We start from the raw sequence: 13,675 nt of genomic DNA, 5'->3' as shown, positions 1-13,675 counted from the left end.
AAAGGTAATCTAGGCAAATGTAAATCATATGACTATTTCGTTGCTTATATCGAAATAGTCATTACCAATTCGACATTTAATGATAAGCTGTATCCTCGCACATACCACTAAATGTAGCTGAATTGACTATATTCACTTTATCTTCTAGCGGTCCGAGTGGCTGAGCCGGTTTTAACAATTCCGGCGTTAATATAAATTTAGTTTTTTTCTCGATATTCGATAAAAAAGGTAAATGTGAGCCATGAGGGTTGTATATTATTGCATATTTATCCCATTCTGGATATTGTCTATTCAAATTCTCTTTATATTCAGATGGCCCATATACTTCTATACTACCAAATTTATATTTTTTTAAAGGATATAGCTCATAATCATAAAAAAAATCATTTGGATATATATTACGGATACTTTGATTAAAATGAACAAATTTATCATTTTCTTTATGAAATACGAAAATATCTAAGCATCTTTCTCCGCAAATTACATAAATTTTAGTATGTTTAACACGATATCCTAATTGTTCAAATTGCGGTAATATTTGTTGCAAACGTATTTCGTCTTCATGCATAATGCCGATATCTAAATCATCGTCAAAAGGAATTATGCCTTGATGTCTAACGGCTCCAAGCAGAGTGCCGCTGTATATCCAATAATTAATATTATTCTTACCAAGTAGCTCATGAGTGTCTTTCATTAACTGATAAAGGGCAATAGCTTTTTTCTCGCTAAGCCTGTATTTTTTTACTTGTTCATCACTTAAGGTTACATATCGCCAGTCATGTTCTAATACATAAGCATAAAACAATATCCCGGCAAATATAATTAATATTGAACCTATAATATTTTTAAAGGATAATATTGACTTTAATTTTATCATCTTTCATCTCAAATTGTATTTCTTCTGCCGATGTGACGTTTTTTAAATCTTCTGCTAATTCTGCAGATAATACTATGCCGCTAACTTCAAGCAATTTTATTGGAGTTTTTATAGATAGATTCTTCTCAGCTTTGAATTTTCTGACGATATCTAGTATTTCAAGCAGCCCTTCTGCTCCTTTTGCATTAATTTCATAATTTAAGTCACTGTAATTAACCCAGCTACCTTTAACATGAATAGAATTTTCACTATATAATATTTGGTATAATTCTTCGGTAATATGCGGCATGAAAGGTGCAAATAGTTTCAGTAACGTTTGCATAACATGATATAAAGTTAATATGCTACTATATTGTCCTTGTGGATTTTTGTGTTCCTCATCATAGCTTCTTGTTTTGCTTATTTCTAAATAATTATCACACAATACCACCCAAAAGAATTTTTCCGTCAGATGCATAGCATTTGCATATTCGTAGTTTTGTAACTCATTTGTAGCTAGCTTAACTAATTCCACTAGCTTATTAACCATCCATTTATCAAACTCGTTAGTGATTTTTTCTTTAATATCGAGTAAACTCGCTTTTTTATCTTCACCTTTCAGTTTATCAAAATGTATAAAAACAAATTTAGCGGCATTCCATAGCTTGTTAACAAGCCTTTTGCCGTTTTTCATAACGTCTTCAGAATAGGTGGTATCAGCACCTAGCTTTGAATTTGCCGACCAATAACGTATCACGTCGGAACCATATTGTTCTAACAGTTTTTCAGGAACTAAAACATTGCCCTTAGATTTTGACATTTTACTTCGATCTTCAGCTAAACACCAACCGCTTACCATGATGTTTTTCCACGGCAAAGTATTTTGGTGTAAATGAGCTTTTAAAATAGTATAGAACGCCCAAGTTCTGATAATTTCATTTGCTTGAGGTCTTAAATCCATCGGAAATAATTTATCGTGCCTATCTTTATTAATAGCGAAATCGTCAGAAATCCCATGAGTAGAAAGTTGAGGTGAAACGGAACTTGTTGCCCAAGTATCCATTACGTCATAATCAGGTTCTACTTCTTCTTTACTATAACCCATAGGTAAATCTTTTAACGGATCGATAGGTAGCTGCGTAACATCGGCATATAAGATTTTTCCTTCCTCACCTACTCTTTTAGAGTACCAAACAGGGAAAGGCACACCAAAATAACGCTGCCTACTTATACACCAATCCCAACTAATGGCATTAATCCAATTCTCTAAACGAATCTTCATATTTTTAGGATGCCAATTTAACTCATTCGCTCTTTTAAGCAATTCTTCTTTATGTGATATAGTTTTAACGAACCATTGCGGTACAGTTAGTATCTCAAGAGGAGCACCTGACCTCTCGGCACATTTAACGGTATGAATGATGTCTTCTTGTTTAATAAGCAACTCTTGTTCTTTTAAAATATCTATTATTTTTGTTCGAGCTTCTTTAATTTTCAACCCATCTATAGAAGTTTTATGTTGGAAGTCTATTGTACCTTTTTTAGTGATAATAGTTTTTAAAGGTAGATTATGCGTCTTCCACCAAGTAATATCCGTTTGATCACCAAACGTACAGCACATTACCAGTCCCGTGCCTTTATCTTGTTGTACTAAAGGGTCAGCAAGCAGTGGAACTTGCTCATTAAAAAGTGGGGTTATAGCTGATTTACCTGCTAGATGCTTATAACGTCCATCGTCAGGGTGATAAAATACGGCTACGCAAGCCGGTAATAACTCAGGTCTGGTAGTGGCTATAGTAAGCGGGTCTCCTTGCTCGGTTTTAAACGTAATATAATTCATGAAAGAGGTTTTTTCCTTATCCTCAATATCGGCTTGGGCAAGAGCTGTACCATCTACTGGATCCCATAAAATCGGTTGATTAGTACGATAAATTTCTTCTTTTTGTACTAAATCAAGAAAAGACATTTGTGATATTTTTCGTGATAACGGACTAATAGTTTGGTACTCTAAACTCCAATCAACCGATAAAGCTATTTGGTTAAATAGACTTCTAAACTTTTCTTCTTCACTTTCTACTACCTCTTCGCAAATTTTTATAAATTCAGATCGATCCATATTATAAGCTTTGATCTGTTTCTGCTTTTCAACAAGTCTCTCGGTCGGTAGCCCGTTATCGTCAAAACCCATAGGATAAAAGATATTTTTACCCATCATACGCTGAAAACGTACAATAAAGTCGGTTTGCGTATAGCTATAAACATGACCGATATGTAACTGCCCTGAAACTGTCGGAGGCGGAGTATCGATTACATAGGTTTCTTCTTTTGCAACGTTTGGATTATAAGCATAAATTTGTTTCTCTTGCCAAATTTGCTGCCACTTTTTTTCATTTTCGGTAAAATTATAATTTTTTGGAAATTCTTTCATAGATTTTGTAGTTGATTCAAGAATATTATTATAAAGGTTATATGTGATTATGACAATAGATGCTTTTCTTTGGGAGGATATGGATATTTAGGATTTGTGCAAGTGGTGCTTGCATGATTAAGTACTTATTTACAATTGAGCGAACGAAAGTTTCTTGAAGACCTGTAATTTTGGCAATAACAGGAATTTTAAAGCCCTGACTGAACATTTCCTTCGCTATAATTACTGCCTTATTATGTTCGCCCTCAGCTTTGCCTATCTCAATACCCTGCACCTTATCCTTCATCTCTATATGTATCAGCGATAGTTTTCATAATAGTATCCTTATCTTGCGGTAATAGATGTGTATCCAATACTTCTACTAATTCCGGTTGTTTTTGTGTTAGTATACCATAAGAACGATCTTAGGTCAATATAACCTTTTTCTTTATCCAATATTATAATATGCTTAAACTCTGTTAAAAACTTCTCCCATAGTTTTATCATATCCTGCATATTGGATATGCTGCATCATATATTCTAGCATACCTAAATGTTTTTTCTTGACGATTTCATCATCTGTCATAGCTTGCAAATCTACTAATTGATAATCTTCCGCCATTAATTTCTTTGCCATCACACTATCAGTAAATAAACTCCACAGATTTCTTGGAGCATTATAAATTTCTTTACCGTTGTAAATAACTAAATTATAGACTAGCGGTAATTTATCCTTTCCTTGCTTATGTCTTTCACATAATAATAGTGTATATTTCCATAACCGCAAAGCCGTCCAATAATCAATTGTTGATTGGGCCTCTACTAATACATAAACAAATGCTTCTTCTTTATTATTGGTGCTAATTTTATATGTTATATTACTATATTTCTTATTTAAAGATTCCTCAATGTAGCTTTCTTGTTCTACCGTTATTTTTGATAAATCTACTATTAAAATCATCGGGTAAATAATATTACAAAAATTCTTGTGCTGCTACCGGGTGGTTCATTATTATTTTTACTAATGAATCATGTTTTAATTTTTTAGCCATAAAAATCTAGTAGCTTTATTTCGTGGCGTATTGTATCTTAAATTATCTATAATATCCATATTTATTTAAATTTAAAGTTTAATATGCTAATCCTAGACAAACTTTTGCTTACCTTAAAATTAATGCGTGCAGATAAGCTGGTAGCTTATTTGCTGGTTTTTTTTCCTGCTTTATTTGGGTTACTGCTTGCAAACCCCTCAAGAACGGAGTTAATACATTTATTACCGTTATTTATTTTAGGTAGTATAACAGCTAGAAGTAGCGGGTGTATTATTAACGATATATTTGATAGAAAATTTGATAAGCATGTCGCAAGGACTAAAGAGCGACCTTTAGCTAGCAAGGCTTTATCTGTTTCTTATGCTATTTTGATACTCTTTATTCTTAGCGTTAGCTCACTTTGTATTTTGCTACTTTTAAACAAAACAGCTATATATATAGGTTTTTTTGCGGTAATAATGATTAGCCTATACCCGTTAATGAAACGTATTACTTATTTCCCGCAAATCTTTTTGGGATTTACATTTAAGCTAGGGGCCTTAATAGCTTATGCGGCAGTTCAGGATACACTTGATATAGCAGCGATTATTATGTATTTAGCATGCTGTTTTTGGGCCATCGGTTATGATACGATTTACGGATATATGGATATAAGAGATGATAAGAAAATAGGAGTGAAATCGTTAAGTATATATTTAGAGAACAAGCATTCTAAGCTTTGGCTTTATATATGTTATATAGGTTTTATATTGTTATTTATTCTGGCAACCAAAATGGCTAACCATAATATCGACTATTTACCTATTTTAGCTGCTTTAATTTTACTGATATTACAAGTAGCAACTCTTGATATTGAAAATCCTGCCAATTGTATGACAAGATTCAGAGCTAATAATTATATCGGATTAGTTTTGAGTATGGTGTTTTATTAAATTCTTTTCCTAATAACAGTCTTGTTAGGGATTAGATAATGTTCTTGATGTCATTCCTGCGAAAGCAGGAATCCATAAAAATAACATTAATATTGCTGTAAGTATTACATTTCTAGTAAAAAACATATAAGAATTTAATTTTTATATGTTTTACTGGATTCCTGCTTTCGCAGGAATGACATTGACCCGTGCAACAACTCCTCTAACAGCCCATAAAGTGACCATCGATATTGCGGTTATATAAACCGCAATTGATAAAGAGTTGCTGGTTACATACCATAGCATTAGGCAGATTGACGGAGTAAGACGTCCGATTAATGAAGCACCTATACTACTGCCGATACCGACTAACATATATTTATCGGCAGTTTTAAATAAATCATTTAGCCAGCAGTTCAAAGGTGCCAAGAACCCGACACCGAGTATTATAATCCAAATACGTACAAAATTAACATACCATATAGATGCATTATTCAAGCAGAGCCATAAAGGAATTATGCTTAAACTCATTAAAATAAGAGTACCGTTTAGTATTTTAAGGTAATGTAGCTTTTTTGTTAGATGCCCTATTATCGGAATCATAATCATATCAAAAATCAGAAACTCAGTATTAAATTTCATCATTATTTCGAGTGATATATCAGTGATAAGCGGAATAAAACTATTCAAAAAGACGAAAGGTACTATATAAGTCATATATGAGAAACCTATGGCAAAACTAATGCGTAAGATACTTAGTTTACAGTTCCAAATTGTAGTTAAGTCTTGTAATAGTGATGATACTACGTCATTGCGAGGAGAGGACCCAGGTGTCACCCCGTGGCTTGACCACAGTATCCAAAAATTACGTAAAGTAATTTTATCTTTTTTATTGGATCCCGTGGTCAAGCCGCGGGATGAAAATGAGGGCTTGACTACAATATCCTCGCGCTTTCTTAAAAAATAACCTATCAGTGCTGTAAGTCCGCCAAATATGAAACATAAACGCCAATATGTATTATACTCTACATTTAAAACTATAGTACTGATAAATGAAGCAAGAATAATACCGACCATAGTAGATGTTTGATAAAGGTAAGAAGCTTTAAACGCTTTTTTTTCTTCTTTATTCTCTAAAATAAATAATTTAGCAATGGCACATTCACCCTCGGAATATACTCCTTGCAACGTTCTAAGCAACACTAATAATAGCGGTGCAAGCCAGCCTATTTGAGCATGTGAAGGTATTAAACCGATTAGGCTAGTTGTTAAAGCAACGCCGATTAAAGAGTAAGATAAAGCAAAAACACCGCCGTATTTTTTAGCAATTACGCCAAAAAAATAAGAGCCTATGAGACGTGTAAATAAAGACGCAGCAAGAACACTATAGGTAAGTATTAAAGCAACGACTTTATCATGATTCGGAAAAAAAATACCAGCAAGTAGCGGAGCAAGAAACCCATAAAGTGCAGTATCGAAATGATCCATCGCATTACCGATTAGGATCGAAACATCCCTTTTACTTAATGCATTATTCATATATTAATAATTTAAAATTTATAATGGATTATACTCGATGAATTTGGAACATTGGTGACAATGTCTTTGTAAGTCCTCGGATGCTGAACGTTTAATATACGCTCTGCTCATCGGCTTACAGACCGATTACTCTTTCCCAAGTTGATCTTCGTATAACAGCGCTTCGTTTTGTAGGAGTATATAAGTATGTAATCTTCCTTGTAAATATTTTTTTAAGAGATATGATTATAAAGTTATAGCTTAAAGTAATTGTAATGAATGAATAATTTGAAACAAGGAAAGTTTATTACATTTGAGGGAGGGGAAGGGATAGGCAAATCTACTCAATCTCAAATGCTCTATGAATATTTACAATCTCAAAATACTCCCGTTATTTTAACTCGTGAAGTCGGTGGTACTATTGTAGCCGAAAAAATGCGTGAAATTCTAGTACATGAAGAATTACTACCCATGTCCGAGCTATTACAAGCTATGGCAGCACGTTATGATCATATGGCACGGAAAATTATACCAGCTCTACAAGAAGGACATATTGTAATATGTGATAGGTTTATTGACTCAACTGTATGTTATCAAGGATTAGAGCTAGAAAACGGCATAGATTTAGTTTATAATCTGCACAAAACTTTAATGCCTTCTCCTATGCCGGATATTACGTTTTTTATTGACGTAGAGCCGGATACTGCTATTAAGAGAGTCAATTCACGAAATATGAACAATAAATTTGACATAAGAGGTATAGATTTTTATAAAAAAATCTATTATTGCTTTAAAGAATTAAGTAATAGATTTCCTGAGAGAATAAAAACAATTAAAGCTTCAGATTTAAGTCCACTTGAAGTACATGATTTAATAAAAAAGCATTTATGAATAATACTTACTACATTACTACCCCTATATATTACGTTAACGATATTCCCCATATCGGTCATGCTTATACTAGCGTTGCAAGTGACGTAATCGCTCGTTTCATGCGACTTCGAGGTTTCGATGTAATGTTTTTAACAGGTACTGACGAACATGGGCAGAAAGTAGAAAAAGCAGCTATTAATAAAAATATTGACCCACAAAAATTTACCGATCAAACATCCGAGAGTTTTCGTCATCTGATGACTGCTATGCATATTTCCAATGATGATTTTATCAGAACAACGGAACACAGACATAAAGAAGCTGTAGCTGTTTTTTGGCAGAAATTACTAGATAACGGCACTATTTATGAAGGTTTTTATGAAGGGTGGTATGCAGTGCGAGATGAGGCTTTTTTTGATGAGTCGGAACTTACGAGGGACGGTTTAGCACCGACGGGTGCTCCAGTTGAATGGGTTAAAGAGCCTAGCTATTTCTTTAATCTTTCAAAATGGCAGGATAAATTGCTTGAGTTTTATGAAGCAAACCCTGATTTTATCAGACCTATATCAAGGCGTAACGAAGTAATTAGCTTTGTTAAATCGGGTTTAAAAGATTTATCGGTATCGCGTACTACTTTTAACTGGGGAATAAAAGTGCCAAATAATGAAAAACATGTAATTTATGTTTGGCTTGATGCACTGGCTAATTATATTTCAGCACTCGGTTATCTTGACGAACAAAGTAATTACAATAAGTTTTGGCCGGCTGATTTACATGTAGTCGGTAAAGATATCTTACGTTTTCATGCCGTCTATTGGCCTGCTTTCTTAATGGCTGCAGAAGTTCCGCTGCCGAAAACAATTATGGCTCATGGCTGGTGGACGAATGAGGGGCAAAAAATCTCTAAATCTCTTGGTAATACCATTGATCCGATTAAGTTAATTGATGAATTCGGTGTTGATCAAGTTAGGTATTTTCTGATGCGTGAAGTAACTTTTGGTGCGGACGGCAATTTTGCTCGTAGTAATTTAATTACCCGTATTAATAGCGAGTTGTCAAACAAAATAGGTAATTTATTACAGCGTACTACATCTTTTGTTTATAAGAATAATGACGCCAAAGTGCCTTTGCTTACGCAAGGTGTTATAGATAAAATATATGAGCTACCGATTTTAAAAACCGCAAGTAAATTTGTCGAGCAGAATATTTTATTGATGGACAAAACAGAGATTAATAAAATTCTTGAAAATATTATTAATTTGGCCGAAGATGCAAATATCTATATTGATAGCGAAGCACCCTGGAATTTGAAAAAAACCGATCCAGATAAAACGTTAGAAGTGTTATACGCTTTACTAGAAGTTTTACGCTATATTGCGATAATGCTTCTGCCTTTTATACCGAGTTCAGCAAATAAAATGCTTGATCAGTTAGGGGTAAATAAAGAAGAACGTCTATTTAAGCATTTAATACGTGATTATACTTTAACAGCGGGTAGCAATATTTTAGAACCTACCATAATATTTCCAAAATTTGAATAGTGTGTCATACCGTGGCGAGACCGCAGTATGACACACCTACTAAGAGTATAATATGTTAATAGATTCACATTGTCATCTTAATTTACGTAGTAACTTGTCATCCCGCGACGTAGATACCGTAGTCAAACCATGGTATGACGCAGTGCTTTTAGATTCTGTCATTCAAAGAGCATTAGAAAATAATGTGCAGTATATGCAAACTATCTGCACTAAAATTGAAGATTTACCTATTATTTTAGAGATAGCTGAAAAATATGCAAATGTTTTTGCGAGTGTTGGGGTGCATCCGTGTGAAGTGAATTCTTTTATTAGTCATTGCGAAGCACTGCAAGTGCTGTGGCAATCTCAGGAAGCTTGGACAAGATTGCTACGTCAAGACTACGTCTTTCCGAACTCAGATGCTGAGGCAATTATTATGCTAACCCAGCATCCGAAAATTATCGGAATCGGTGAAACGGGGCTTGATTATTATCATCAGCCTTACGATCAAAAATTACAAAAAGATTTGTTTGTAGCACATATACATGCGGCGTCTAGTACACGTCTGCCTGTTATTGTTCATACAAGAGAAGCAGACGAAGATACTATTGACATTTTAACCTCAGAAATGCGTAACAGCACATTTCCAGGTTTAATACATTGTTTTACCTCTTCAAAAAATCTAGCGGCAAAAATGCTAGATATCGGTTTATATATTTCAATGTCAGGGATTATAACTTTCAAGAATGCTAATGATTTACAAGAAATAGTCAAATATATACCGCTTGATAGGTTATTAATAGAAACCGACACTCCTTACTTAGCTCCTACGCCTATGCGAGGCAAACAAAACGAACCGGCATTTGTTAGGTATGTCGCTGAAAAAGTTGCCGAACTCAAAAATATAACATCAAAAGAAGTAGCAAATGTTACTACTCATAACTTCAAAACATTATTTTCTAAATTTGAAAAATATATAAATAATACTTTATAAAAACAGCAAGTTTGATAATTTAAAGTTGAAATTTTTTAAAATAATATGTATATTTTATATAGTATTTCAATTATTAGTATATTTGATATGGAATTTAATCGCAAAAATACCATCATTGGTTTTTTAAAAGCACATGAAGATCAGAAATTTACCTCTTATGGTATAGCTGAATGGTTTGTAGAAAATCACATTGACTAAGCAAGACTCAAGAAGAAAAAGATAAGGAGATTATAGGAATTGATGCAGGTGAAATTAGCAGTAGTAAGCTTTCTGCTGAACGAAGACAAGAACCTAATATTAGAATAAAACCTAAGCTAAAGTTTTATTATTCGCAAAACCCTGATTACTATGTCAATAATGAACAAGCCACAGAACCTAAAATAAATGCAAATAAAGAAGATAAAATAACCGCAGTGCAAGTATGTGATGCACTGGCATTATATCTTCAAAACAAATTGAAGATTCATAATATGCCTATTAAGCATAATTTTTCTTCAAATAAACAAGGCACTAAAGGTAATAATAAATGGTTACCCCAGATTGGGTAGGTATGGAAGTTCTTAATGAAAAGTGGAGTTTACTAATTAAAGATTGTGCTAAATATTATGCATGAAAACAAGCAAGGTTTTGGTCTTTTGAAGCAAAAAAAATTATCAATCGTAGTAATTTACTAGAATCTTTTTTTCAGGCTTTATCAAATTCCTCATGTGCACATTATGGTTATTTAGTTGCTGCTGATTTAATTGAAAGTAGATAAAATGATACTAGGCATGGTATAGGATTTATTTTAGTAGATATAGAAAATTCTGAAGATAGTAAAATATCAATTCCTGCTAGAGAAAGACCGGAAATAGATTGGAATATGGCTAATAGGTTAGCAGAAGAGAATAAAGATTTTGAAAATTATATAAATAATATTGATACAGTCTATAAAAAACAGAAAGTAAATGATAGTACTTGGTTTAATATTAATGACCACGTAAATAAAATTCCTAAGCAAAATAAGAAGAAAAAAATAAACATATTTATATATAGACCATTATTATCACGCATTTATAAAAATTTAAGCAGTGAGTCCTAAAATTAATGTACTGAGAATTTTTAGTGTTAAACTAAATTTATATTAATTATTTTTAAATTTGTGGATAAATTATGATTAACTGTGATTTAAGTACTAATTATACATATTATATGTTAGAGGGGCTTAGAGCACAAATTGCTCCAATGCATTTAGGTATAAAAATTCTAAAAGAAGCATATTAACATGAGATAACGGTTTTGCAAGAATTATGCATGCTTATTTAACGCTTTGTGAACGCATGACTAGAAAATATGAAAAACCCGAATTTAATAATCCTTGAAACAATTATTGATGATAAAACCTATAAAATTAATGAAAAAGTTATACTAAAAAAGTCTTTTTGTGAACTAAGGCATTTGCAGAAAATAGGTTTTAAAAAAGAATTACCTCAATTATTAATAGTAGCACCCATGGCCATGGCGGGACATCACGCTACTTTACTTAGAACAACAGTACAAGAATTATTACTGTATACCGGTATTTATATTACAGATTGGACGGAAGCCAGTTATGTGCCGCTTGAAGCAGGGCATTTTGATATGGATGATTATATTGATTACGTAATGGAGTTTATCAATTTTATAGGACCGAATGTTCATACTATGGCAGTTTGCCAACCTACTGTTCCATTGCTTGCCGCCATTAGCTTAATGTCGGAGAGTAATAGTCCAAATGTGCCGAGTTCGATGATTTTGATGGGCGGCCCTATAGATGCTAGAAAAAATCCCACGGCAGTTAATGAATTCGCTCAAAGTAAAAGTTTAGAATGGTTCTGCCAAATGGTTACAATGCAGGTGCCGCCAAACTATCCCGGTTTCCTCCAACTTGCCGTCTTTATGGGTTTAAACTTATGTCGTCATATAGATTCACATTTAGAATTATGGCAAAGTTTATTAAATTCTGACTATAAAAAAGCCGATCATACTATTAAATTTTATTATGAGTATTTAGCAGGTATGGATATGCCGGCAGAGTTTTACTTACAAACTATAGATGAAGTATTCTAACAATTTTCGTTAGCAACAGGTAAATTAGTTTCTGAGAAGCGTCCGATCGATTTAAAACATATTACTAAATGTGCTTTACTCGGTATTGAAGGGGAATTAGATGATATTGCAGTGGTAGGGCAAACAAAAGCTGCTTTAAAACTTTGTTTAAATATACCTGAATCAATGCAAAGATACCATTTACAAAAAGGGGCAGGGCATTACGGGGTATTTAGCGGAAGTAAATTTAAACATTGATAAAACTAATTTCAAGCAATCTAAACTTAAGGCAGCATAAAAATAGTCATTATGAGCGGGCATTGCCTGCGTGGATTGTTTTTTCCGTCATTGCGAGGAAATTACGTAAGTAATTGACGCAGCAATGCAGTAAAAAATGCTGATTTACAGCATTTTTTTGTTATTTTTTCTGGATTGTCACGCTCCTTTCAGTCGCTCGCAATGACGAGGTGGTATCCACGCAACAATACCTTGCTGGAATTATATCGCAGCCATACAACAAGATCATAATTAAAGGAGAAGTGTGGTAATCTAATATTCAACTCTTATTAATCTTTTGAATTTCTTGTTGTTGCTGTTGTCTGTATTCTTCCGCTTTTTCTTCGATGTAATTAAAAAAGAAATAAGTAAAAGTTAAAAAACCGGTCAAAATAATACCAAATGTTATTAGTATTGCTTTAAGTTGCTTTCGTGAATCTTCTGCTTTTAACCTTTTCTCTTCTTCATTTATGTCTTCATCATTTTTGACTTCAGATATTATTGTTTGTTCTTCTGTAGTATTTTCCATGTTGTAACTCAACTAAAATGAACCGCTTTATTACTAAGTTGTTCCTATAACTTACAGATTTTTGAAGTTTATAAGATTAGCTATATTTGAATGATGAGGTTTAAACTCATAAAAATAGGATATATAAGCAATAACGCTATGTCAATAGTCTTGAATATTAGCGGTGTTCAAACAAGGTTATACATATTATTATAATTTGAGTCTCGTTGAAGTATTTAAAGTATCGGAGTAAGCAGCTGATAATATAGCATCATCAAAAGTGATATTAAGCTGTCCTATATAGTCTTGAATAAAATTGTTAACAGTAGATTCAAAGTTTGTATATTTTTAGGATATGAATAAACAAGCTCTGTACATTCTGTATTTCCTAATTTACTTCCAATCAATGTTAATAACATAGAGTTATATTCATCTTGGGGGTGTTACGATTAATTATTTCGTAAGTTTTAGCAAGAATATAACAAGCTTCGTTATTTCCCTTCATAGTTTCTAATTTTATTTCTTCAGAAGATAAAATATTATTTAGAAAAGCTTTTTCATATATTTCATAATTCGGTGATGAATCAGATTTTCCGTTAAAAAGAGCAGAAAATAGGATTTTAGCTTTCTCTAGATCATTCATTTTTGATTTATCGGCAACCAAAAGACCGTTTTCATAGTATCGATAATTAT

Annotated in this window: 10 protein-coding genes and 2 pseudogenes; 6 read left to right on the top strand and 6 right to left on the bottom strand. The window is 32.8% G+C overall.

The features are described 5' to 3' along the window. Positions 1-76: 76 nt before the first annotated feature. The 3 genes and pseudogenes from ACSFFC_RS00745 to ACSFFC_RS00735 form a co-directional block, all read right to left on the bottom strand. Positions 77-877, bottom strand: coding sequence for a LicD family protein (locus ACSFFC_RS00745; protein ID WP_014410979.1), 801 nt, complete (start codon positions 875-877; stop codon positions 77-79). Next, positions 846-3,284 (bottom strand): valine--tRNA ligase, encoded by a 2,439-nt coding sequence (locus ACSFFC_RS00740; RefSeq protein WP_014410978.1) that lies wholly within the window; start codon positions 3,282-3,284, stop codon positions 846-848. Before ACSFFC_RS00740 ends, ACSFFC_RS00745 begins: the two co-directional genes overlap by 32 nt. Before the next feature lie 37 nt (positions 3,285-3,321). Continuing rightward, positions 3,322-4,315 (bottom strand): annotated as a pseudogene (locus tag ACSFFC_RS00735) (Rpn family recombination-promoting nuclease/putative transposase). 83 nt (positions 4,316-4,398) lie between these two features. Between ACSFFC_RS00735 and ubiA the strand changes: the two are divergent. Next, the gene (ubiA, locus tag ACSFFC_RS00730) at positions 4,399-5,247 is read left to right on the top strand and encodes a 4-hydroxybenzoate octaprenyltransferase (RefSeq protein ID WP_014410977.1); all 849 of its coding nucleotides are present in this window, start codon (positions 4,399-4,401) and stop codon (positions 5,245-5,247) included. Positions 5,248-5,397: 150 nt separating this feature from the next. Here the strand turns inward: ubiA and ACSFFC_RS00725 are convergent, their stop codons facing one another. After that, a complete protein-coding gene (locus tag ACSFFC_RS00725) occupies positions 5,398-6,765 on the bottom strand; it encodes an MFS transporter (protein WP_014410976.1) in 1,368 nt (455 codons plus the stop codon). Positions 6,766-7,023: 258 nt separating this feature from the next. Here ACSFFC_RS00725 and tmk point away from each other — a divergent pair, with 258 nt between their 5' ends. From tmk to phaZ, 5 genes and pseudogenes are all read left to right on the top strand, one after another. After that, positions 7,024-7,635: a dTMP kinase gene (tmk, locus tag ACSFFC_RS00720; protein WP_014410975.1), complete on the top strand. Its 612-nt coding sequence runs from the start codon at positions 7,024-7,026 to the stop codon at positions 7,633-7,635. Continuing rightward, positions 7,632-9,158, top strand: coding sequence for a methionine--tRNA ligase (gene metG, locus ACSFFC_RS00715; protein ID WP_014410974.1), 1,527 nt, complete (start codon positions 7,632-7,634; stop codon positions 9,156-9,158). Before tmk ends, metG begins: the two co-directional genes overlap by 4 nt. 52 nt (positions 9,159-9,210) lie before the next feature. Next, positions 9,211-10,131, top strand: a complete 921-nt coding sequence (locus ACSFFC_RS00710; protein WP_014410973.1) for a TatD family hydrolase — start codon at positions 9,211-9,213, stop codon at positions 10,129-10,131. Between the two features lie 862 nt (positions 10,132-10,993). After that, positions 10,994-11,212: a hypothetical protein gene (locus tag ACSFFC_RS00705; RefSeq protein WP_014410971.1), complete on the top strand. Its 219-nt coding sequence runs from the start codon at positions 10,994-10,996 to the stop codon at positions 11,210-11,212. Positions 11,213-11,283: 71 nt separating this feature from the next. Continuing rightward, positions 11,284-12,456 (top strand): annotated as a pseudogene (gene phaZ, locus ACSFFC_RS00700) (polyhydroxyalkanoate depolymerase). Between the two features lie 298 nt (positions 12,457-12,754). Here phaZ and ACSFFC_RS00695 read toward each other — a convergent pair. Both ACSFFC_RS00695 and ACSFFC_RS00690 read right to left on the bottom strand, forming a co-directional pair. Then, positions 12,755-13,003: an RP671a family tick cell line-upregulated protein gene (locus ACSFFC_RS00695; RefSeq protein ID WP_014410970.1), complete on the bottom strand. Its 249-nt coding sequence runs from the start codon at positions 13,001-13,003 to the stop codon at positions 12,755-12,757. Between the two features lie 388 nt (positions 13,004-13,391). Continuing rightward, positions 13,392-13,646 (bottom strand): hypothetical protein, encoded by a 255-nt coding sequence (locus tag ACSFFC_RS00690; RefSeq protein WP_014410969.1) that lies wholly within the window; start codon positions 13,644-13,646, stop codon positions 13,392-13,394. Between the last annotated feature and the right edge of the window lie 29 nt (positions 13,647-13,675).

The organism is Rickettsia parkeri (genome assembly GCF_051427245.1).
Classification (GTDB): domain Bacteria; phylum Pseudomonadota; class Alphaproteobacteria; order Rickettsiales; family Rickettsiaceae; genus Rickettsia; species Rickettsia rickettsii.
Note: the sequence above shows the minus strand (reverse complement) of the source record. Positions and strands in the feature narration are given on the sequence as shown.